We start from the raw sequence: 22262 nt of genomic DNA on the forward strand, positions 1-22262 counted from the left end.
GGAGGCAGATCGATGCCAGAGGGAACGCCGCGCCCGTTTGAGCGGCAGATACATCCGGGTTCGGGCCGGCGTAAAGCCCCCCGGACACCCAAAGGCCGGCAGTTGGACAGCGCGGCCCTGGCCGAGGTGCAGGACCTGCTGGGCGAGCGCCCGCGGCGGGCCGATCTGCTGATCGAACATCTCCACCTGATCCAGGATGCCCATGGTCATCTCTCGGCGCGCCATCTGCGCGCCCTGGCGGAGGAAATGAACCTGCCGATGGCCGCGGTCTACGAAGTGGCCTCCTTCTACGCGCACTTTGACATCGTGCTGGACGGCGAGGCGCCTCCGCCGCCGCTGACGATCCGGGTCTGCGAGTCCATCACCTGCGAGATGATGGGTGCACAGGACTTGCTGACGGCCCTGCCCGAGGAAGTGGGTGAGCAGGTGCGCGTGGTTCCGGCGCCCTGCATGGGCCGTTGCCACTGCGCTCCGGTGGCCGAGGTCGGCCACCGTCACATCGATCACGCGACGGTCGAGAGCCTCTCGGCGGCCGTGCAGGACGAGCACCATCCCATCATCCCGGACTACAAAGACTATAACGGCTACACCGCGGAAGGCGGCTACGCCCTCCTGCGTGCCTGCTTGGGTGGTGAGCGGACACCGGAAGAGTTGGTCGAAGCGCTTTCCCACGCCGGCCTGCGCGGCCTCGGCGGCGCCGGTTTTCCCACCGGCAAGAAGTGGGAGATCGTGCGCGGCTACCCCGGCCCGCGGCTGATGACCATCAACGGCGACGAGGGCGAGCCCGGCACCTTCAAGGACCGCCATTATCTTGAAACCGACCCGCACCGCTTCCTGGAAGGCGCCCTGATCGCCGCCTGGGCGGTAGGCTGCGAGCGCTGCTACATCTACATGCGTGACGAGTATCCGGCGGTGCTGGAGATCCTGCGCCGCGAGATGGCAAAGCTTGAGGCGGCGGGCCTCACCGAGCATTGCCCGCTCGAGCTGCGGCGTGGCGCCGGGGCCTACATCTGCGGCGAAGAGTCGGCGATGCTCGAGTCCATCGAGGGCAAGCGCGGCCTGCCGCGCCACCGCCCGCCCTACATCGCCGAGGTCGGGCTGTTCGGCAAGCCGACCCTGAACCAGAATGTCGAGACCGTGTACTGGGTCCGCGACATCGTGGAGAAGGGTGCCGAGTGGTTCGCCGGCCACGGCCGCAACGGCGGCAAGGGTCTGCGCTCCTACTCCGTTTCCGGCCGGGTGAAGTCACCGGGCGTGAAGCTCGCCCCCGCCGGGATCTCGGTGAAGGAACTGATCGAGGAATTCTGCGACGGCATGGCCGAGGGTCATGCCTTTCACGCCTATCTGCCGGGGGGCGCTTCCGGCGGCATCCTGCCGGCGGCGATGGGCGACGCACCGCTGGAGTTCGGGGCGCTGGACAAGTTCGGCTGCTTCGTCGGTTCCCATGCCGTGGTCGTGCTCTCCGACAAGGACGACGTGAAGGCGGCGGCGCTGAACCTCATGCGCTTTTTCGAGGACGAGTCCTGCGGCCAGTGCACGCCCTGCCGCAACGGCACCGAAAAGGCGGTGAAGCTGATGCGCGAAGCGCGCTGGGACGTGCCCTTGCTGGAGGAACTCGCAGAGGTGATGCGCGATGCCTCCATCTGCGGCCTCGGCCAGGCGGCGCCCAATCCCCTGTCCTGTGTCCTCAAGTATTTCCCGGAGGAACTGAAATGAGCCTGCAGGAAGCGAGCCAGACCGTCCATTTCACCCTCGACGGGCGCGAGGTCGAGGCCTTTCCGGGGGAGACCATCTGGCAGGCGGCGGAGCGTGCCGGCACGCGGCTGCCGCACCTCTGCTACAGCCCGGAGCCGGGCTACGAGGCGGATGGCAACTGCCGCGCCTGCATGGTGGAGATTGAGGGCGAACGGGTGCTCGCCGCTTCCTGCATTCGCGAGCCGCGCGATGGCATGGTGGTGACCTCCGCCAGCGCGCGCGCGGAGAAGGCGCGCGCCATGGTTTTCGAACTGCTGGTGGCCGATCAGCCCAAGCGCGAAACCTCCCACGACCCCGAGAGTAAGTTCTGGCACTGGGCGGCCGACCTGGGTGTCACCGAGAGCCGCTTTCCGGCGCGCGAGACCTGGGCGCCGGACGTCAGCCACCCGGCGATGTCCGTGCATCTGGATGCCTGTATCAACTGCAACCTCTGTGTGCGCGCCTGCCGCGACGTGCAGGTCAATGACGTCATCGGCATGGCCTACCGCGGTCACGGCTCCAAGGTGATTTTCGATTTCGACGATGCCATGGGCGAGTCCACCTGCGTGGCCTGCGGGGAGTGCGTGCAGGCCTGTCCCACCGGCGCGCTGATGGAGTCCAGCCTGCTGGACGAGAAGGGGACGCGGGTCCACTTCGAGGATCGCTCGGTCGACACCCTCTGTCCCTATTGCGGGGTGGGCTGCCAGACCAAGGTCCACATGAAGGACGACAAGATCCTCTACATCGATGGTCGTGACGGGCCGGCGAACCAGAACCGGCTCTGCGTGAAGGGCCGCTTCGGCTGGGACTACATCTACAGCCCGCACCGCCTGACCAAGCCGCTGGTCCGCCGTGACGACGCCCCGAAGAAGTGGGACGATCAGGTCGACCCGGCGAACCCCTGGACCCATTTCCGCGAGGCGAGTTGGGAGGAGGCCCTGGACCGGGCCGCCGCCGGCCTGAAAAAGGTCTACGAAGAAAACGGATCCTCCGGCCTTGCCGGCTTCGGCTCGGCCAAGGGCTCCAACGAGGAGGCCTACCTCTTCCAGAAGCTGATCCGCACCGCGTTTCGCACCAACAACGTCGACCACTGCACGCGGCTCTGCCACGCCTCTTCGGTGGCGGCGCTGATGGAGGGCATCGGCTCCGGCGCCGTTACGGCCCCCTTTACGGCGGCCAAGGACAGCGACTGCATGATCATCATCGGCGCGCGGCCGGAGCAGAACCATCCGGTGGCCGCCACCTTCCTGAAAAACGCGGCCAGGCGTGGCGCCAAGATCATCGTCATGGACCCGCGCAAGCAGCAGATCGATCGCTACGCCCATACGCATCTGCAGTTCAAGCCCGGCCAGGACGTGGCGCTTCTGAATGCGATGATCCACACCATCATCGAAGAGGGCCTGACCGACCAGCAGTACATCCAGGCCCATACCAGCGGCTTCGAAGACCTCAAGACCATGGTGCGGGACTTCTCGCCGGAGGCCATGGCCGAGGTCAGCGGCATCGATGCGGCGACCATCCGCGAGGTGGCGCGGCTCTACGCCCGCAGCGAGCGTTCGATCATCTTCTGGGGCATGGGCATCTCCCAGCACGTTCACGGCACCGACAACTCCCGCTGCCTGATCGCGCTCACCATGATCACCGGCCATGTCGGCCGCCCGGGCACCGGCCTGCACCCCCTGCGCGGCCAGAACAACGTCCAGGGCGCCTCCGACGCCGGCCTGATCCCCATGGTCTACCCCGATTACCGCTCGGTGGAACTGGAGGAGGTGCGCAAGGAGTACGAGGCGTTCTGGGACACAAAGCTCGATCCCAAGCGCGGCCTGACGGTGGTGGAGATCGTCGATGCCATCATCGCCGATCAGATCAAGGCCATGTACATCATGGGCGAGAACCCGGCCATGTCGGACCCCGATCAGGCCCATGCCCGCCAGGCGCTCGCCAAGCTTGAACATCTGGTGGTGCAGGACATCTTCCTGACCGAGACGGCTTGGCACGCCGATGTCATCCTGCCCGCCTCGGCCCATGCCGAGAAGTGGGGCAGCTTCACCAACACCAACCGCGAGGTTCAGGTGGCCCGGCCGGTGGCGCCGCCGCCGGGCGAGGCGCGCCAGGACTGGGAGCTGATCCAGGAACTGGCAACGCGCCTGGGCCTCGGCTGGTCCTATACCCATCCGAGCGACGTTTTCGCCGAGATGGCGCAGGTCATGCCCTCGCTGGCCAACATCACCTGGGACCGGCTGGTGCGCGAGGACGCGGTCACCTATCCGGTCGATGCGCCGGACAAGCCCGGCAACGAGATCCTCTTTGCCGAGGGTTTTCCGACCAGCGACGGGCGGGCCAAGATCGTTCCCGCCGGGCTGGTGCCGCCGGACGAACTGCCGGACGCCGACTATCCGCTGGTGTTGTCGACCGGCCGCATGCTGGAGCATTGGCACACCGGTGCCATGACCCGCCGCGCCAGCGTGCTCGACAGCCTGGAGCCCGAAGCGGTGGCCAGCTTGCATCCGCGCCAACTCTCCGCCATGGGGCTGGAGGCCGGCGACACGGTCAAAGTCAGCACCCGGCGCGGCGAGATCGCGCTGGCCGTGCGGGCCGACCGCGACGTGCCGGAGGGTATGGTCTTCATTCCCTTCTGCTTCAACGAGGCGGCGGCGAACATGCTGACCAACCCGCAGCTCGACCCCTTCGGCAAGATTCCGGAGTTCAAGTTCTGCGCCGCCAGGGTCGAGAAGATCGAGGCCTTCGTAGCGGCGGAGTAGGGCCGGCGCCGCCCTCAATCGGCGGTAGTGGGTTTCCCCGTTCTTGAGGGCAAGATTCGCCAAGATCGCCGCTGGGTTCCATGGTGTTCTGCTGCACAGTCGTGCTCAGAAACACCTTAGGACGGATACATGGCGGCCTACCTCTGCCACGAGGCGCCCGATCTCCTAACCCATGAGGCCGCGGTGGTGGACAGCCGCCCCGGCGCGGTTGTGCTCAGCCGCTCGGCCCTCTATCCCGGCGGTGGCGGTCAGCCGCCCGACCATGGAACGCTCGTCTGGCAGGGCGGAGAGACGGCCATTACCGGCGTCGAACAGCAGGGCAGCCGTCTCTGGCATCTGCTGGCGGAATCGGTCGAGATCAGTGGCCCGGTGGAACTGCGGGTCGATCCCGACTTCCGGTTTCTGATGCAGCAACTCCACACCGGGCTTCACATCGTCAACGCCCTGGCGTTTCAGGCCTTCGACGGTGCCCTGGTCACCGGCGCAAACATGGCTGGCGATCCCGGCAGCGGGGGCGGTACGGCCCGCATCGACCTCGACCTGCCCGACGCCGACAATCAGCGCCTGCGGGAAATGGAGGCGACCATCAACGACATCATCGCCCAGGACCTGCCGGTGAAAACCTTTTCGCTGCCGCTGGCCGAGGCGGCGCAGGAGCCGGGGACCCTGCGCTCCAAGGCGGTCACGCCCCCCGCCCAGCCGGATGGGACGGTGCGCATCGTCGAGATCGCCGGGCTCGACCGCCAGGCCTGTGGCGGCACCCATCTGTCCTCGACCGGCGAGTCCCGGCCTTTGCGGATTCTGAAGGTGGAAAACAAGGGCCGCCACAACCGCCGCATCAAGCTTGGCCTCGCCGACCTGTGACGGCGCCATGACGAAGGAGATGGCCGCGGAGGCGGCGTTTTCGGGCAAGCGGGTGCTGGTCACCGGCGGCACCTCGGGCATCGGCCGGGCGACGGCGCTGGCCTTTGCGCGGGCCGGTGCGCGGGTGGTGATCTCGGGCCGCGATGCCGCGCGGGCTGCGGAGGTCGTGGCCGCCGCGGAGGGAGCACTGACCTTTCTGACCGCGGATCTGACCGATGCGGCGACGGTGACTGCGCTCGTGGCATCGGCTGCCGACCGGCTGGGCGGACTCGACATTGCCTTCAACAATGCCGGTTTCCAGGAGCGCCGCGCCCTGCTGGCGGATCAGCCGGCGGAGACCTACGACACCGTGTTCGATACAAACCTGCGCTCCGTCTTTCTGGCCATGCAGGCGGAGATCCGGCTGATGCAGGAAGGCGGGGGCGGGGTGATCGTTAACAACGCCTCGGTCAGCGGCCTGCGCAACCCCAATCCGGGTCTCGCCCTCTACAGCGCCTCCAAGGCGGCGCTGCTCTCGCTCACCCGCTCGGCGGCCATGGAGTACGCAGACAAAGGCATCCGGATCAACGCTGTGTCGCCGGGGCGGGTGGAGACGCCGATGATGCTGGCCGCGGGCGTCGGCGACAGGGCAACGGTGGCCGCCGGACTGCCCGCCAAGCGGCTGGGTAGGCCGGAAGAGGTGGCAGAAGCGGTGCTCTGGCTGGCCTCCGGGAAGGCCGCTTTCGTCTACGGGCATAACCTCTGCGTCGATGGCGGCTTTCTTTCCGCCTGACGAAGGAGCACAGTAGGACGACCATGGCACAGGCAAGGACACGCAGGACAGACGCCAATCGCTGCCGCCTCTGGGGCGACGCGGCGGTTCCCGGCATGCTGCTGATGCAGGCGGATTTCACCAACCATGAGTTCGCCCCCCACGTCCACGACGAACTCGTCATTGCGGCAACGGAGCGGGGCGGCGCCGTGTTCAACAGCCGCGGGGTCTCGGATCAGGCGGAGGCGGGGACACTGCTGGTCTTCAATCCCGGCGAGCCGCACGCCGGGCGCCTGGGGCGCAGCGACCGTTGGCGTTATCGGGCCTTCTATCTGAACCGGCATGCGCTGGCGCGCATTGGCGAAGGCCTGGAACTGGGGGCTGAAACGTTTCCCGCCTTCCTCACCAACAAACTGCGGGACCGGAGCCTCTTTGCTGCCTTCCACCGTGCTCACGCCGCCTCGGAAGGTGAAACGCCGGTGCTGGAGCGCGAGTCCGGCCTGTTGGACGCCATGGCCAAGCTCTACCGCCGCCATGGCAGTCCGCGGCCGGCGGAGCGGCGCGTGGCCGACGAGCGCAGCAGGATCGGGCGCGTGGTGGAGTTCCTACGGGCCAACTATGCAGACTCCGTAAAGCTGGAGCAGCTGGCGGTGGTGGCGGAGATGAGCGCCTTTCACCTGGTACGCAGCTTCAAGAAGGAGATGGGCTTGCCGCCCCATGTCTACCTGACCCAGCTGCGCCTGCAGGAAGCCCGGCGTCTGCTGTCGGAAGGCACCGGCATTGCCGATACCGCGGCCTTGACCGGGTTCTACGATCAGTCGGCGCTGAATCGCCACTTCAAGCGGGTCTACGGCGTCACGCCCGGACAGTTTGTCAACGCCGTCTCCCACTAGCGAGGTGGCCCGGAAGGGGCCGGCGGCAGGATGTCCAGGGATCACGCTACGCTGAAGGCCTTGCAGACGGCGCTCCAGGATACCCCCGAGGATGCGGCCCTGCGCCTGACCCTGGTGCGGGCGGCCGTGGATCTTGGCGAGGTCGAACTGGCTCTGGCGAGCCTTGAACCGCTGTCGCCTGAGCAGGTGGAGAACCTGGACGACCGGGTCTTCGTGGCCGAACTCCTGTCAGAAGAAGGTTCATTCGATGCCGCGCTCGACTGGGTTTTCGGAACCGAGACGCCGGAGGCCGCGCTGTTGCGGGCCCGCCTTCTGCTGGATCTCGGGCGGGCGGAAGAGGCCGCAGAGGTCTATGCCGGCGCTCTGGCGGCCGACCCCGCGCTGGAGGACCGCGCACTGGAAGAGCGCCTCGAAGGCCGCGTCGTCCGCTTCCCGCTCAGCCGAGTTCGAAGGTCGTGATGCCGAAGGTGCGCGCGAGCGGCAGCCTGGGTGCCGTGCCGCGGTACATCCGGGCGGTCTCGAAGACCGGCGTCAGGCCGTAGCTTTCGGCCAGGCTGACGGCCGCCGCATTGGGTTGTGGCGGGTCGAGATAGACGGGTTCTCCCTTGGTCTCCGCAGCGAGGCTGCGGAACAGCAGATCCGCATCCTCCCGGCTGTCGGCAAACAGTGGTCCGACCTTGAAGCCCTCGTGGCAGCGGCGCAGCACGCCATAGCCCCGCACCGCGCCGCCGTCGATCAGGACCGAGCCGAAGCGCGCCTCGCTGCGCCGAAGCCAGCCGCGCAGAAAGGTCTCCCGCGGCGCCGCAAAGAAGGGCGCGTCGTATGCCACCACGGCCTCGACCTCCTCGGGCCCGATCGCTCGCAGGCGCGGGTCCTGCGGGGCGTCGCAGTCAACCCGGCCGCCATAGCGGACGTTGCGATGCTCGAGCACGAAACCTTCCTTGCGGTAGTTGGCCTGTTGGTCGACCACGCCGTCGAGCCCGACGGTGCGTCCTTCAAGCCGTTCGAGCCCGGCCTGCCAGAGCCGGTAGCCGATGCCTTCCCCGCGACGCTCCGGGCGGCAGATGTAGAACCCCAGGAACCCGAAGGTCTCGCCGTAGGCGACGACAGAGATGGAAGCGAGGGGCAGGCCGTCCTCGAAGGCCATGAGATAGCCCCCCGGATCGCTGGCGTAGAAGCAGTCGCCGTCGGCGAGCCCGGGATTCCAGCCTTCTTCGCGGGCCCAGGAAACGGCGATGTCGAACTCTTCCCGGCTGATCGGCCGGATCTCCAAAGCACTTCCCATGGCGGCTTCCCTGCGCTGGCCCGGGCGGATTCGGCTTGACGCTTCCCAAGCTCTCCCACCACTGTCTCTGCTGTCCGGACGCGATCATAGCAAGGGAATCGCCCGGGGAGGAGTTTGGGGGGCAGTCGATGAAGGCATTCTATGATCCGCGCCATGTGGATCACCATCCGGGGTTTTTCCTTGTGCGCGGACAGCTTCGGGACAGCACGGAGGTTCCGGCGCGTGCCGACCAGTTGCGCGATGGCCTGGAGCGGGCGGGCCATAAGCTGCGCCCGCCGCAACGCTTCGGGCCCGACCCCGTTCAGGCGGTTCACACAGCCGACTATCTGCGCTTCCTCGAAGAAGCGCCGGCGGCCTGGGCGGCGCTGGGGGATGCCTCGGCGGAGATCGTTGCCAACGTGCATCCCAACCGCCACGAGGCCGGTGGATATCCGGACTCCATCATCGGACGCGCCGGCTGGCACATGGCCGATACCGCCTGCCCGCTGGGGCCGGAGACCTATGCCGTCGCGCTGCGTGCCGCCGATGTCGCGCTGACGGCCGCCGACACGGTGTTGTCCGGCGAGCGCGCCGCCTATGCGCTCTGCCGCCCGCCGGGACACCACGCCTATGCCGATATGGCCGGCGGCTTCTGCTTCCTGAACAACACGGCGATCGCGGCACAGTATCTCAGCCGCCACGCCAGGCGGGTCGCCGTTCTCGACGTCGACCTGCACCACGGCAACGGCACGCAGGGAATCTTCTGGCAGCGCGGCGACGTGATGACCATTTCGATCCACGCCGATCCGGCGCAGTTCTATCCCTTTTTCTGGGGCTACGCCGGGGAACGCGGTTCGGGGGAGGGCGAGGGCACCAACCTGAACCTGCCGCTCGCGCTCGGCACCGGCGACGAAGGCTTCCTGACCGCGTTGGAGGTGGCCGCCGAGGCCTTGCACGGTTTCGCCCCCTCCTACCTTGTCGTCGCGCTCGGGCTCGATGCGTCGGAGGAGGATCCTTTCGGCGGCTTGGCCATCACCACCGACGGCTTCGCCCGCATCGGCGCTGCTATCGACGGCCTCGGCCTGCCCACCGTTCTGGTGCAGGAGGGCGGTTACCTCTCGCCCGCGCTCGGCCGCAACCTGGCCGCCGTCCTGGGGGCCTTCGCGTAATCGGGTGATCGTCGACGGCTCTCACGCGCAGCCCTGAGTCGCGTCCTCCGGATGACGATCAAAGCGAACGCCCCTATATCAGATCCATGGGTACGCGCCGATCAAAGCCTGGTCGAACTTGCCGGAGCCTTCGCGGCGTGGCGGGTTTTGCGATCCTCCTTGCAATGCCGTCTGTAGGCGCGGCGGAGCCGTCTGAGCATTCGCTGGGACCGCCGACCCTGGGAGCCTGGCTACAGCTTCAGGAGACTGAGGCGTCGCGGGACTGCACCTATGCCCGGCAAGACGCCGAACGCAGCGCCGATGCCCTTGCGTTCGCTGCACGCGGCCTGACGCAGTGCGTGGAGCGGCGCGGTCACGGCGATGCCTGCCACAGCGCCTTTTTTGCCGTGCGCAGCGCCCATGGCGATTACAGCGCGGCGGTCTCCCGTCTGCGACACGTCTGCCGCTGAACCGCTTTCATGCTGCGTCCGGAAGGAGCGACGGGACACACTAAGGGGGACGCCCCACCAACGATGAGGCGCCCCCTTTGTGTTCGACCGAGGTGGCCAGGTATTCAGTTGATCTTCTGACGCGCTGGCCTGGCAGGGGCCGGCTCCGGCTTCTGTAGCCGCTTTGGCAGGACGGGCGAAAGCCCCGGACCCTGCTGCTGGTAGCCGCCCTTCTGGCCGGTGTTGGCGCCGCCCAGAACCGGGTTCATCACCGGCGTACAGCGGTGTTTCCACAGCGCCGCGTCCATCTGCTGGTAGTAGGCCGGCCAAAGCTGTTCCTCTTCGCTCTTGCCACTCACATAAACCTGGAGATTGTGGTGCTTGGTCTGATTCAGTTGGTGCTGCGGCGGCTTCGGCACCGCGATCTCGAATTCGTGGGACTGTTTGCCGTCTTTCGCATCGAAGGCGATGTTCGGCGAGTTGTAGATCGTCTGACCGCCATCGTTCACGCGGATGCGGATCTCGCCCCTGCCCTGACCCATGTAGTCCACCCGGATCGTGGTTTCATCCGGGCAGCCCCCGACGTAGTGTGGCATGTCGGGCTGGAAGCTCATCGATGTGATCTTGAACGGCTGGTCGCCGACCTGGAATTGACCGGGCTGCTCGCCGCCAAGCTTGGCACTCATCTGGAACAACTGTGGGTCACCCTGGTATTTGATTTTCAGCGTCACGTCCTTCGTCAGATAAGAAACCTGGTCGATGTCTGCCTCGACGAGCGTTTTCTTAGTGATCTTGTTGTGGGTATAGCTGTTGCATTGGGCTTCCCAGCGAACGGGAATCTTCACCTCAATGACCTGGTCTTTGCGCAGATAATCGAATTTGCTGGGTGCCTGCTCGGCTGCGGCCATGACGATGGCGGCAGGATCGATGTCGATCTGCGGATTGGCGAGCAAAGCGACCGGCACCTGGAAGGTATGGGCGTCCATGTCGCCCTCACGGTTGATACTCAAGGAATCCGGCAGCGCTTTGGACATCAGCAGGCTGGTTCGGCCGATGCCGAAGGCGCCGCCGCTCAGAAGGTGTCCTTCCCGGAGGGCATAGTTCTCAATCTGTACACCGGTGCACTCGACGTATCCGCCGATGCCGAAGGCAAAGCTATTGCCTTGCACAGCGAGGTTCACATTACTGATATGGTGGTTGCCGGCAATATTTCGCACGACAATCTGCGGCCCGGGCGGGGTCGCCTGGATGTCGATATCGGCGACTCCAAAAAGCTGACTGTCGTCTGCAAGGGCGGAGGAGATCACGGCGCAGAGGCTAAAGCAAAGGGCGCTTGCGCCCAGCGAAAGAGTACTAAACGGGTGCATTTGGGAAACTCCCCTGATTGGTCCAAGGAAACATGGTGGGGCGGCGGCTACCGTCCACGCTCCTTGGTCGCTACATCAGGGTAAAGCGTTCAATCGAGGATAGAAGTCATTTTTTATGCGATATAAATCAATATCTTATGTAGAGTAATTGAAGTGATATAGGAGGATATTGCTCGATTGAATCCTGGGTCTCTAGCTTGCCGGCTCCAGGCGCAGCAACTGCCCGTTGGAGCTGTCGGTCAGGACGTAGAGGTAGCCGTCCGGGCCGTTGCGGACATCGCGGATGCGCTCGTTCAGTCCCGTCAGCAGGCTTTCCTGGCCGACCACCTGTCCGCCCTCCATTTCCAGGCGGCGCAGGTGCAGATGGGCCAGGGCGCCGATGAAGAGGTCGCCTTGCCACTCAGGGAACTGGTCGCCGTCGTAAAAGGCCATACCGCTGGGGGCGATGGAGGGGTCCCAATAGACGATGGGCTGCTCCATGCCCGGCGCTTCGGTCTTGTCGGTGATGATGGCACCGCTGTAGTCGATGCCGTAGGTGATCACCGGCCAGCCATAGTTGGCGCCGGCCTTCACGAGGTTCAGTTCGTCGCCGCCGCGCGGTCCGTGTTCGTGAGACCAGATCTCGCCGCTGACCGGATGCAGGGTCATACCCTGAACGTTGCGGTGGCCGTAGGAGTAGATCTCCGGAAGCGCGCCCGCCTGGCCGAGGAAGGGGTTGTCCTCCGGCACGCTGCCGTCGTCGTTGAGGCGGATGACGGTGCCGATGTGGTTCCCGAGGTTCTGGGACTCGCGGATCTGGCGGCGGTCGCCGAGGCTGATGAAGAGCTTGCCGTCGCGGTCGAAGACCAGGCGGGAGCCGAAGTGGCCGGTGCCGCCGGATTTGGGCGTGGCGCGGAAGATCACCTCGACATCCTGCAGGGTCATGCCGTCAAGGCGCCCGCGCGCCACTTCGGTGCTGGCGCCGCCCTCGCCGGGGCCGGCGTAGGAGAGGTAGATGAGGCCGTTTTCCGCGAAACTCGGATGGACCGCCACATCCAGCAGGCCGCCCTGACCGCGCGCCGCCACTTCGGGCACGCCGGCAACGGCGCCGGATTCCAGCCTGCCGTCCTTGAAGAGGCGCAGGTCACCGCTGCGCTCGGTGATCAGCATGCCGCCATCGGGCAGGAAGGCGAGGCCCCAGGGATGGTCTAGACCTTCGGTCAGAGGCACGACCTTGAAGTCCGCCTGCTCCGACTGTTCGGTTATCTCGGCGGACTGGGCCGGGACCGCCGCCACTGCCGCAAGGGCCAGGAGCCCGGCGGTCATGAGGGTCGGGGGCACCAGGGCCAGTTCGTCCCACCGAAGTGCTGCTGCCTTGACCCGCCGCATGCCTGCCTCCTGTTGTTTTCCGTGCTCGCGCGAAAGCCTGTTGCTGCATGACATGGGGCCAGACTCCCAATGCATCAACGGCCCGGCGGCCAGGTTTTCTTGTGCAGCGCGGAAATCGGCCATTGGCAAGCGGGGTCGCAATCGGGTATGAACGGCACATTCCTCAACTAGGTTGAGTTAGTCGACCGGGCGTTGTGCGACAGTGTTTCGCCTGCAACGGCTCCAGATGCCTCGGTGAGGGTCCGAATTCCCAGCCTCTCTGCCTCTCGGGAGCGCGCCTTGACCGCACAGACCATTCCCGTCGACCCTTTCGAACTGATCGTTTTCGGCGGCACCGGCGATCTGGCTTACCGCAAGCTGCTGCCGGCCCTCTTTCAGCGCGACCGCGCCGGGCAGATCGTCGGGCCCAGCCGCATCCTCGCCGTGTCTCGCCGCGACATGACTGATGAGGCCTTCAAGGCGGCAACCCGGGAGGCCATTGAGCGCTTCGTCGCCCCGGAGGACCGCACGGAAGAGGAGGTGGCGCGCTTCCTGGGGCGGGTCGCCTATGCCCCGGTCGACGGGACCGGGGAGGCGGGATGGGCCGACCTCAAGGCGCGCCTGAACGGGGACTCCGATCTGGTGCGCGCCTTCTACCTGGCGGTGAACCCCGACCTCTTCGGGCCGATCTGCCGGAACATCGGCAAGGCCGGCTTGATCCACGGCAACACCCGCGCGGTCATCGAGAAGCCCATCGGCAAGGACTTCGACACCGCCCAGGTGGTCAACGGCGCGGTGGGCGCGGTCTTCGACGAGCACCAGATCTTCCGCATCGACCACTACCTGGGCAAGGAGACGGTGCAGAACCTGATGGCGCTGCGCTTCGCCAACGCGCTTTTTGAGCCGCTGTGGAACGCCGCCCATATCGACCATGTGCAGATCACCGTGGCCGAGAGCATCGGCGTCGAAGGCCGCGGCGGCTACTACGACACCGCCGGCGCGCTGCGCGACATGGTGCAGAACCACATTCTGCAGCTCCTCTGTCTGGTCGCCATGGAGCCGCCGATGTCCATGGACGCCGATGCGGTGCGCGACGAGAAGCTGAAGGTGCTGAAGGCGCTGGAGCCGATCGACGGCAGCAATGTCGACCGCATGACCGTGCGGGGCCAGTACGGCGCCGGCGCCTCCGCCGGGGGGGCCGTGCCGTCTTACGCGGAGGAGATCGGCAGCGAGGGCTCGTCGACCGAGACCTTCGTCGCCGTGAAGGCCGAGATCGCCAACTGGCGCTGGTCCGGCGTGCCCTTCTACCTGCGCACCGGCAAACGCCTGGCGGAGCGGGTTTCGGAGATCGTCGTCGCTTTTCGCCCGATCCCTCATTCGATCTTCGAGGGCGGCGCCGGTGGCATCGTAGCGAACCGCCTGGTCATCCGCCTGCAGCCTGACGAGGGCGTGAAGCTCTGGCTGATGATCAAGGACCCGGGTCCTGGCGGCATGCGCCTGCGCCACGTGCCGCTCGACATGTCCTTCGCCCAGGCCTTCGGCGGGCGCAATCCGGATGCCTACGAGCGCCTCTTAATGGATGTGATCCGCGGCAACCCGACCCTTTTCATGCGCCGCGACGAGGTCGACGCCGCCTGGCACTGGGTAGACCCGATCCTGGCCGCCTGGCGCGCTGCCGGCGACAGGCCCAAGGCCTACACAGCGGGCACCTGGGGCCCCAGCGCCTCCGTCGCCCTGATCGAGCGCGACGGGCGCACCTGGCACGAGGAAGCCTAGCGGTGCATCCGTCCCTCCCACGCCATGACTATCCCGACGCCGAGGCCCTGGCGGCTGCTCTGGCCGATGCCGTGGCCACAGGCCTCAGGTCCGGGATAGACGCGCGTGGGGCCGCGTCCCTGGCGCTTTCGGGCGGGCGCACGCCGGCGCGTTTCTTCGCTGCCCTTTCTCAGGTGGAGTTGGACTGGGCCAGGGTCTCGGTCACTCTCGTCGACGAGCGCTGGGTCCCCGCGGACCACGAGCGCTCCAACGAAGGTTTTCTGCGCCGCGGCTTGCTGCAGAACAAGGCGGCGGCCGCGTCCGTTATCGGCCTGGTGAACGAAGCCCCGACGCCGGAGGAGGGTGCGCCCGCCATTGCCGCCCGCATCGCCGCGCTGCCGCTGCCCTTCGATGCCGTGGTGCTGGGCATGGGCGGCGACGGGCATACGGCCTCGTTCTTTCCCGGCGGCGACCGGCTGGCCGAAGCGTTGGACCCGGAAACCGGGGCGCTGGTCTTGCCGATGCGGGCCGACGGTGCCGGCGAGCCGCGCATCACCCTGACTTTGCCCGTGGTGGCCGCTGCCCGGGCGGTCTATCTTCATATCGAGGGGGCGGAAAAGGCCGTGGTGCTGGAGACGGCGCTGGGAAGCGGGCCTGCGGAAGACCTGCCCGTCCGCGCCGTGCTGCGCCATCCGGCCGCCGCGCCGGAGGTGTTCTGGTGCCCCTGACGCCGCAGATGAAGCCGCCGGCGAAGCGGCGGTGAGCGGTTCGTGAGACAACAAGGAGAGCGTCGATGACTCTGCACGATCGCGTTGCCGCCGTGACCGAGCGCATTCGGAAGCGCAGCAGGTCCAAACGGTCGGCCTATCTGGACCGCATCCGCCGCGCCGGAGAGGGTGGGCCGCGGCGCACCACGCTGTCCTGCGGCAACCTGGCCCACGGCTTTGCCGCCTGCGGTCTTTCCGACAAGGCGGCGTTAAAGGGCGATGTGGTCCCGAACCTGGGAATCGTCACCGCCTACAACGACATGCTCTCCGCCCACCAGCCTTTCGAGCGCTTTCCCGAGCTGATCAAAGAGGCGGCGCGGGAGGCCGGCGGCGTCGCCCAGGTGGCCGCCGGCGTGCCGGCGATGTGCGACGGCGTCACCCAGGGCCAGCCGGGCATGGAGCTGTCGCTGTTCTCGCGCGACGTGATCGCGCTTTCCGCCGCCGTCGGCCTCTCGCACAACATGTTCGATGCCGCGGTCTTCCTGGGGGTCTGCGACAAGATCGTCCCGGGGCTGGTGATCGCCGCGCTGTCCTTCGGACATCTGCCGGCGATCTTCGTGCCCGCCGGGCCGATGCCCTCCGGCTTGCCCAACGACGAGAAGGCGCGTATCCGCCAGCTCTATGCCGAGGGCAAGGTCGGCCGCGACGAACTGCTGGAAGCGGAGTCCGAGTCCTACCACAGCCCCGGCACCTGCACCTTCTACGGCACGGCCAACTCCAACCAGATGCTGATGGAGATCATGGGCCTCCATCTGCCCGGCGCTTCCTTCGTCAACCCCAACACGCCGCTGCGCGATGCGCTAACGGCCGAGGCCACCAAGCGGGCGCTGTCCATCACCGCCCTCGGCAATGCCTACACGCCCGCCGGCGAGGTGATCGACGAGCGCGCGGTGGTGAACGGCGTGGTCGGTCTGCATGCCACCGGCGGTTCCACCAACCACGCCATGCACCTGGTGGCCATGGCGGCGGCGGCAGGCATCGACCTCACCTGGGACGACCTCTCGGAGCTTTCCGACGTTGTGCCGCTGATGGCGCGGATCTATCCCAACGGCCTGGCCGATGTGAACCACTTCCACGCCGCGGGCGGGATGGGCTTCCTGATCTCCGAACTGCTGGACGCGGGGCTGCTGCACGGCGACGTCACCACCGTCTGGGGGCAGGGGCTCGACCTCTACCGCCAGGAGCCCAGGCTCGGCGACGACGGCAGCGTCACCTGGCAGCCGGCCGCAACGACAAGCTATGACGAGGCGGTCCTGGCGCCGGTTGCAAAGGCCTTCTCGCCCAACGGCGGCCTGAAGGTTCTGGACGGCGATCTCGGACGGGCCGTCATCAAGGTCTCCGCGGTGAAGCCGGAACGCCATGTAATCGAGGCGCCGGCGGTCATCTTCCATTCCCAGGACGCCCTCATGGCCGCCTTCAAGGCAGGGGAACTGGAGAAGGACTTCATCGCCGTGGTGCGCTTCCAGGGACCGCAGGCCATCGGCATGCCGGAGCTGCACAAGCTCACCCCGCCGCTGGGCGTCCTGCAGGACCGTGGTTTCAAGGTCGCGCTGGTGACAGACGGGCGCATGTCCGGTGCCTCCGGCAAGGTGCCGGCGGCGATCCACGTGACGCCGGAGGCGGCCTGCGGCGGCCCCATTGCCAGGCTGCGTGACGGTGACGTCGTGAAACTCGACGCGGTGGCTGGGACCCTGACGGTCGATGTGCCGGCGGAAGAATGGGCCCGCCGCGATTTGGCCAGTGAGGATCTCTCCGCCAGCCACGTCGGTCTCGGGCGGGAGCTCTTTGCACCTTTCCGCGCGGCTGCGGGCCCGGCCGACCTCGGTGCCCACGTTTTCGGAGCGGGTCTATGACCGGGCACCAGGCGGGGATCGAGGCGGTCCTGAAGCTGGCGCCGGTGGTGCCGGTGCTGGTGATCGACGATGCCGCCTCCGCCGTACCCCTGGCGCGGGCGCTGGTGGCTGGCGGGCTGAAAGCCATCGAAATCACCTTTCGCACCCCGGCCGCGGTCGATGCGGTCAAGGCGGTGGCGCAGGAGGTCGAGGGTGCGGTGGTCGGTGCGGGGACCGTCCTCAACGCCGATCAGTTGGCCCAGGCGGTGGATGCCGGTGCCCGCTTCATGGTTTCCCCCGGCGCCGCGCCACGGCTGCTGGCCGCAGCGGCGGACTGCGACGTTCCTCTGCTGCCGGGTGCGGCTTCGGCCAGCGAAGCCATGTCCCTGCTGGAACAGGGCTACCGCTTTCAGAAGTTCTTTCCCGCCGAGCCGGCAGGCGGCGTTGCCTACCTGAAGTCCCTGGCTTCGCCACTGTCGGCCATCCGCTTCTGTCCCACCGGCGGCATCGCGCGCGACAGTGCCGGCAGCTATCTGGCCCTGCCGAGTGTCGTCTGCGTCGGTGGCTCCTGGGTGGCGCCGGGCGACAAGGTGGCGGCGGGCGACTGGGCGGCCATCGAGGCCTTGGCGCGCGATGCTGCCGGGCTCACAGCCTGAACCCAAGAACCGGAAGGATCCCCCGATGACGACAGCAGCCCTCGCCGCGGCCTGGGACGATCTGCGCGCCCATCAGACGCAGATGAATGACCGCCATATGCGCGATCTCTTTGCAGAGGACCCGGAGCGCTTCGCCCGCTTCTCCCTGCGCCTCGACGATCTGCTGCTCGACTACTCCAAGAACCGCATCGTTCCGGAGACGATGGAGAAACTGGTGGCCTTGGCGGAGGCAGCCGGGATCGAGGCCGCCCGTGACGCCATGTTCGACGGGGAGAAGATCAATCTGACCGAGGGGCGGGCGGTTCTGCACACGGCCCTGCGCAACCGCAGCGACCGCGCGGTGATGGTCGACGGGCGCGACGTGATGGGCGACGTCCGCGCCGTGCTGGGCGCCATGGCGGAGTTTGCGAACGGCGTTCGCGACGGCGGCATCGCTCCGGCCGGCGGCGGGCGCTTCACCGATGTGGTCAACATCGGTATCGGCGGTTCCGACCTGGGGCCGGCCATGGTCTACCGGGCGCTCAAGCCTTACGGCCACCAGGACATCACCTGTCACTTCGTCTCCAACGTCGACGGGGCGCACCTGGCGGACACGCTGCGGGGCCTCGACCCCCGGCGTACCTTGATCCTGGTCGCGTCCAAGACCTTCACCACCCAGGAGACCATGACCAACGCCCGCTCGGCGCGCGCCTGGCTGGTGGCCGATCTTGGCGAAGCGGCCGTGGCTCAGCACTTCGCCGCGCTCTCCACGAACCTCGAAGCGGTGGCCGCCTTCGGTATCGATCCGGCCCGGGCCTTCGGCTTCTGGGACTGGGTCGGCGGGCGCTACTCGGTCTGGTCGGCCATCGGCCTGCCCGTCATGATCGCCATCGGGCCGACGCGCTTTGCCGAGTTCCTGCAGGGCGCCTTCGAGATGGACGAGCACTTCCGCAGGGCGCCGCTGGCCGAGAACATGCCCGTCGTCATGGCCCTGCTGGGGGTCTGGTATCGCAACCTCTGGGGATTCGGTGCCCATTCGGTGCTGGCCTACGACCAGCGCCTGGAGCGCTTTGCCGCCTATCTTCAGCAGCTCGACATGGAGTCCAACGGCAAGCGCGTGACCCGGGGCGGGGAGGCGGTCGCCCAGGCGACCGGCCCGGTGGTCTGGGGCGAGCCCGGCACCAACGGCCAGCACGCCTTCTATCAACTGCTGCACCAGGGCAGCGACATCATCCCCTGCGACTTTCTGGCCGCCGCCGCGGCGCAGGAGGAGACAGAGGGTACCTTCGGCGCCCATCATCCGATCCTGCTCGCCAACTGCCTGGCCCAGAGCGAAGCCATGATGCGCGGCCGCACGGCGGAGGAAGCCGCCGCCGAACTGACGGCGGCCGGCCTCGCCGCCGAGGCGGTTGCCGCGCTCACGCCCCACAAGGTCTTTCCCGGCAATCGGCCCAGCAACACGCTGCTTTACGAGACGCTCGATCCCCGCACCCTGGGCCGCCTGATCGCCCTCTACGAGCATAAGGTCTTCGTCCAGGGCCGCATCTGGGACATCAACTCCTTCGACCAGTGGGGCGTCGAACTGGGCAAGCAACTGGCCGGCGAACTGCTGCCCATGGTCAAAGGCGAAGCCGTCATCGCGGACCGCGATGCTTCGACCCTGGGCCTGCTGAACGAGATCGTCAGGCTGCGCGGCGGCTGAGGCGCAGGCTGCGTGCCTATTTGGGCGGGCTTGAAAAGGCGAGGCGGTTGCCGAAGGGGTCGGTGAGCAGGATCTCCCGCGTGCCCCAGGGCTTTTCCTCCGGCGCGCCCGGTTTGCCGTACTTGTAGTCTTTGGCACGCAGCGCGGCGGCGAAGCCGTCGATGTCGTCGCAGACGATGCGCAGGTGGCTGCCCGGCGTGGCATCGCCATGATGCTCGGAAAGATGCAGCACGCAGTCGCCCTGCGAAACCTGCAGGTAGATCGGGAAGTCGTCGCCGAAGCGATGCTCCCAGTCGATCGCGAAGCCCAGCCAGTCGACGTAGAACTCCCGCGCCTTGGCTTCGTCGAAGATGCGCAGGACAGGTGTGGGGTGGGAGAGACCGGACACGGCGACTGCTCCTGTGTTGTTCCTCAGAAGGCTGCGGCGCCGCCGTCCACGGGAATGATGGCGCCGTTCACGTAGGCGGCGGCATCCGACGCGAGGAAGAGCGCCATGGCCGCCACTTCCTCCGGCTGGCCCGGGCGCACGCCGCCCCACTGGGCGCCCGGTTCCTCGGTCATGCCGAGTCCGCGGGTGCGTTCGGTCAGCACCGGGCCCGGCGCGATGGCGTTGACGCGGATGCCCTGCGGACCCCACTGCAGGGCCATGGCCTTGGTGAGGGCCACGATCCCGCCCTTGGCGGCTGAGTAGGCGTCGGCCCCCTCCGTGCCTTTCATGGCGCGGATCGACGTTGTGTTGATGATCGATCCGCCGCCTGTGGCCTTGATGTGCGGCAGGGCGAAGCGGCAGGCGAGGAAGCTGCCGTAGAGATCTACGGAGATCGTGCGCCAGAACTCCTCCAGCGGCATATCGACAAGGCTGCCGTCGCGCACCGTAGCGCCGCCAGCGTTGTTGTAGAGCACCTCGAGCCCGCCGAAGCGCTCCACCGCCTGCCCGACTGCTGCCTCGACCGCCTCCGGCTCAGTGATGTCTGTTTCGATGAAAAGACACTTGCCGCCTGCGGCCTCTGCCGCCGCGGCGCTGCGTTCTCCCGCCGCGCGGTCAATCTCCAGGATCGTCACCGCGGCTCCCTCCTGTGCAAAGAGGATCGCCGCCGCCGCGCCGATGCCGTTGCCGCCGCCGGTGATGATCGCGCGCTTACCGTTCAGACTGGCCATGGGTCTCGCTCTTCTCGTTAAACATGGTCATGCAGCTATACGTCACATGTGGCTGCCACGCTCAATAGCATTGCCAATCGAGTGCCCAGCGGCTGCGCTGTGTCTTGTGTCGAGCGATACAGATCACGCCGCCATCACCCCAGGACCATTCCGCCTTCGGTTCGCTCGCGATCTGCAATGCAAACTCGAAGCCCTCCATTTCCGGAGAGTAGTGCCAGTTGGGCTCCGACTGGCAGCAGCTTGGCCAGCCGCCAAGCTTCGTGTTGGCCCAGTTCTTTTCCCAGCCGAGATCGTAGTAGCGCGCCTTCAGGTCATCGGGCATCTCGCCTGGCAGGAGATCGTGCGTGGGATAATCGTCCACCACCTTGCCGAAGGAAATGGGGAAAGCGCGCGGGCAGCGGTCAAGCGCCGGAGCCTTCAAGGGCACCAAGCGATCCAGCGACGCATAGCTGCGAAGGCACCAACCAATGTCGTCGGTGGGCATGGGTTCGTCTGCATGGAAGGTGTCAATGTACGCAAAGTCAGGGGTGACGAAGACTGTCATGAAGGCGATACCGTCTAAAGCGGCGGGCCTTTCGCGCAGCTGCGAAAGGTTGATCTGACAGATGGGGGCAAGAGGGCGTCCCCGGAACCGGGGCCAGAGCTCACCCTCGGAGCCCACCGATACACGCCCGAACCAGGAGGCCAGAGGGTCGTTAGATGGTTTTCCGCCCAGCGCAGCGACCATGGCCGACCGCGCAAGTTTGCTTTTCCAGTGCTGCTCGCTTGTCTCGTCCGTCATAGCGCCGTTTCTGACCGCTCTGGATCATGGAGCGGCTCATCCGGCCAGACGATGTCCTTGGCCAGCCAGGGCAGGGCGGCGAAGAGTTCCGGCAGGCAGCGCTCTCTCAAAATGCGGCGGATGGCTGCGGCCAGGACCTCGGTGGTGCTGCCGAGATCGCCGCGCCGGGCGACCAGCGCGATGGGGCGGGAGAAGCGGCCGCGGGTCATGGGCTCGACGCGCAGGCGATCCAGCCGGCCGCGTTCCTGTAGCAGGCAGAGCGGCGTCGAGAGCGACCAGCCCATGCCGTCGCCGACGGCGGTGAGCTGGCTGGCCGCCGTGTCGAATTCGGCGCCGATGGGCACGGACAGCCGCAGGCGGTTCAGCTGTCCTTCAATCTGGCGCCCGATGGCCGAGCGCAGGGAGTAGCGCACGAAGGGCAGTTCGGTCATCGCCTCCAGCGGCTCCACCGGCCCCTGGTAGCTGGCCGGCAGCACCAGCACGAAGGGTTCGGTGAGGATCGGCAGGGACTCCAGACCCTCGATCCCATCCAGTTCGTCGGTGGTGGTGACCACGGCGTCCACCGTTCGGTTCATCAGCGCCGCGTGATTGTCGGGCGAGATGCCGGCCCAGATGCGCCAGCGTCTGGCGAGGGCGCGCTGCTCGGCCACCAGCGCCGGGCCCACCGCGTTGGCGAGGCTGTCGGCCATGGCGAGGGTGAGGCTGCTGAGCGGTTCCGACTGGCCCCCGCGCAGGCTGCGCAGCAGGTCGCCGGCCTCGGCAAGCATCACCCGCCCGCGTTCGTAGAAGGTGGTGCCGGCGGCGGTCAGCGCCAGCGGCCGGACGGCGCGGTCGAAGAGCGGCGTTCCGAGTGCCTCTTCCAGATTGCCGACGATCTGGGAGACGGTGGACTGGGTCAGGCCCAATTGCTTGGCCGCCGGCGTCATGCCGCCGGTTTCCGCCACCATTACGAAAACACGGATTGCCTTTAGATCAAAGCCTTGTGGAAGATCCATGAGAAAACAGTCGAAGCGATTCCCGGGCCTTCGGGCCGCTTCGCGGCCATGCGGTTAC

At 67.1% G+C, this 22262-nt stretch carries 20 protein-coding genes; 13 read left to right on the forward strand and 7 right to left on the reverse strand.

Going from position 1 to position 22262, the window contains the following annotated elements:
- Positions 1-102 precede the first annotated feature (102 nt).
- From ACO06P_RS24800 to ACO06P_RS24825, 6 genes are all read left to right on the forward strand, one after another.
- Positions 103-1716: an NAD(P)H-dependent oxidoreductase subunit E gene (locus ACO06P_RS24800; protein ID WP_420347897.1), complete on the forward strand. Its 1614-nt coding sequence runs from the start codon at positions 103-105 to the stop codon at positions 1714-1716.
- A complete protein-coding gene (fdhF, locus tag ACO06P_RS24805; protein ID WP_420347898.1) occupies positions 1713-4496 on the forward strand; it encodes a formate dehydrogenase subunit alpha in 2784 nt (927 codons plus the stop codon). The genes ACO06P_RS24800 and fdhF overlap by 4 nt, the downstream gene beginning before the upstream one ends.
- A 129-nt stretch (positions 4497-4625) precedes the next feature.
- Complete coding sequence (locus ACO06P_RS24810; protein ID WP_420347899.1) at positions 4626-5360, forward strand: alanyl-tRNA editing protein; 735 nt, start codon at positions 4626-4628, stop codon at positions 5358-5360.
- 7 nt (positions 5361-5367) lie between these two features.
- Positions 5368-6132 carry an SDR family NAD(P)-dependent oxidoreductase gene (locus tag ACO06P_RS24815; RefSeq protein ID WP_420347900.1) on the forward strand — a complete coding sequence of 255 codons (765 nt, stop codon included), beginning with the start codon at positions 5368-5370 and terminating at the stop codon, positions 6130-6132.
- A gap of 23 nt (positions 6133-6155) precedes the next feature.
- Positions 6156-7004, forward strand: coding sequence for a helix-turn-helix domain-containing protein (locus ACO06P_RS24820; protein ID WP_421935144.1), 849 nt, complete (start codon positions 6156-6158; stop codon positions 7002-7004).
- Positions 7005-7034: 30 nt separating this feature from the next.
- Positions 7035-7463 carry a tetratricopeptide repeat protein gene (locus ACO06P_RS24825; protein WP_420347902.1) on the forward strand — a complete coding sequence of 143 codons (429 nt, stop codon included), beginning with the start codon at positions 7035-7037 and terminating at the stop codon, positions 7461-7463.
- Here ACO06P_RS24825 and ACO06P_RS24830 read toward each other — a convergent pair.
- Complete coding sequence (locus ACO06P_RS24830; RefSeq protein WP_420347903.1) at positions 7441-8289, reverse strand: GNAT family N-acetyltransferase; 849 nt, start codon at positions 8287-8289, stop codon at positions 7441-7443. The two genes, ACO06P_RS24825 and ACO06P_RS24830, sit on opposite strands and share 23 nt — an antisense overlap.
- Before the next feature lie 128 nt (positions 8290-8417).
- Here ACO06P_RS24830 and ACO06P_RS24835 point away from each other — a divergent pair, with 128 nt between their 5' ends.
- The gene (locus ACO06P_RS24835) at positions 8418-9437 is read left to right on the forward strand and encodes a histone deacetylase family protein (RefSeq protein ID WP_420347904.1); all 1020 of its coding nucleotides are present in this window, start codon (positions 8418-8420) and stop codon (positions 9435-9437) included.
- A gap of 164 nt (positions 9438-9601) precedes the next feature.
- Entirely contained in the window at positions 9602-9886 is a 285-nt protein-coding gene (locus tag ACO06P_RS24840) for a hypothetical protein (protein WP_420347905.1), read from the forward strand.
- A gap of 104 nt (positions 9887-9990) precedes the next feature.
- On the opposite strand, the gene ACO06P_RS24845 is transcribed toward ACO06P_RS24840, so the two are convergent.
- Both ACO06P_RS24845 and ACO06P_RS24850 read right to left on the reverse strand, forming a co-directional pair.
- Positions 9991-11232 carry a hypothetical protein gene (locus tag ACO06P_RS24845; RefSeq protein ID WP_420347906.1) on the reverse strand — a complete coding sequence of 414 codons (1242 nt, stop codon included), beginning with the start codon at positions 11230-11232 and terminating at the stop codon, positions 9991-9993.
- A 192-nt stretch (positions 11233-11424) separates the two neighbouring features.
- Positions 11425-12600, reverse strand: a complete 1176-nt coding sequence (locus tag ACO06P_RS24850; RefSeq protein ID WP_420347907.1) for a PQQ-dependent sugar dehydrogenase — start codon at positions 12598-12600, stop codon at positions 11425-11427.
- A 279-nt stretch (positions 12601-12879) separates the two neighbouring features.
- On the opposite strand from ACO06P_RS24850, the gene zwf reads away from it, so the two are divergent.
- From zwf to pgi, 5 genes are all read left to right on the forward strand, one after another.
- Positions 12880-14355, forward strand: a complete 1476-nt coding sequence (gene zwf, locus ACO06P_RS24855; RefSeq protein WP_420347908.1) for a glucose-6-phosphate dehydrogenase — start codon at positions 12880-12882, stop codon at positions 14353-14355.
- A 2-nt stretch (positions 14356-14357) separates the two neighbouring features.
- Positions 14358-15062 (forward strand): 6-phosphogluconolactonase, encoded by a 705-nt coding sequence (pgl, locus tag ACO06P_RS24860; protein WP_420347909.1) that lies wholly within the window; start codon positions 14358-14360, stop codon positions 15060-15062.
- 71 nt (positions 15063-15133) lie between these two features.
- Complete coding sequence (gene edd, locus ACO06P_RS24865; RefSeq protein ID WP_420349678.1) at positions 15134-16954, forward strand: phosphogluconate dehydratase; 1821 nt, start codon at positions 15134-15136, stop codon at positions 16952-16954.
- On the forward strand, positions 16951-17589 hold the full coding sequence (gene eda, locus ACO06P_RS24870; RefSeq protein ID WP_420347910.1) for a bifunctional 4-hydroxy-2-oxoglutarate aldolase/2-dehydro-3-deoxy-phosphogluconate aldolase: 639 nt from the start codon (positions 16951-16953) through the stop codon (positions 17587-17589). The genes edd and eda overlap by 4 nt, the downstream gene beginning before the upstream one ends.
- A gap of 25 nt (positions 17590-17614) precedes the next feature.
- Entirely contained in the window at positions 17615-19270 is a 1656-nt protein-coding gene (gene pgi / locus ACO06P_RS24875) for a glucose-6-phosphate isomerase (protein ID WP_420347911.1), read from the forward strand.
- Between the two features lie 16 nt (positions 19271-19286).
- Here the strand turns inward: pgi and ACO06P_RS24880 are convergent, their stop codons facing one another.
- The 4 genes from ACO06P_RS24880 to ACO06P_RS24895 all read right to left on the reverse strand — a co-directional run bounded on the left by ACO06P_RS24880 (position 19287) and on the right by ACO06P_RS24895 (position 22204).
- Positions 19287-19658 (reverse strand): glyoxalase superfamily protein, encoded by a 372-nt coding sequence (locus ACO06P_RS24880; RefSeq protein ID WP_420347912.1) that lies wholly within the window; start codon positions 19656-19658, stop codon positions 19287-19289.
- A 23-nt stretch (positions 19659-19681) separates the two neighbouring features.
- On the reverse strand, positions 19682-20428 hold the full coding sequence (locus ACO06P_RS24885) for an SDR family NAD(P)-dependent oxidoreductase (RefSeq protein ID WP_420347913.1): 747 nt from the start codon (positions 20426-20428) through the stop codon (positions 19682-19684).
- Between the two features lie 61 nt (positions 20429-20489).
- Positions 20490-21209 (reverse strand): DUF1963 domain-containing protein, encoded by a 720-nt coding sequence (locus ACO06P_RS24890; RefSeq protein WP_420347914.1) that lies wholly within the window; start codon positions 21207-21209, stop codon positions 20490-20492.
- Positions 21206-22204: a LysR family transcriptional regulator gene (locus ACO06P_RS24895; RefSeq protein WP_420347915.1), complete on the reverse strand. Its 999-nt coding sequence runs from the start codon at positions 22202-22204 to the stop codon at positions 21206-21208. Before ACO06P_RS24895 ends, ACO06P_RS24890 begins: the two co-directional genes overlap by 4 nt.
- Positions 22205-22262: the final 58 nt, after the last annotated feature.

The organism is Pelagibius sp. (assembly GCF_965227505.1).
In the GTDB taxonomy this organism is placed as follows: Bacteria; Pseudomonadota; Alphaproteobacteria; order Kiloniellales; family Kiloniellaceae; genus Pelagibius.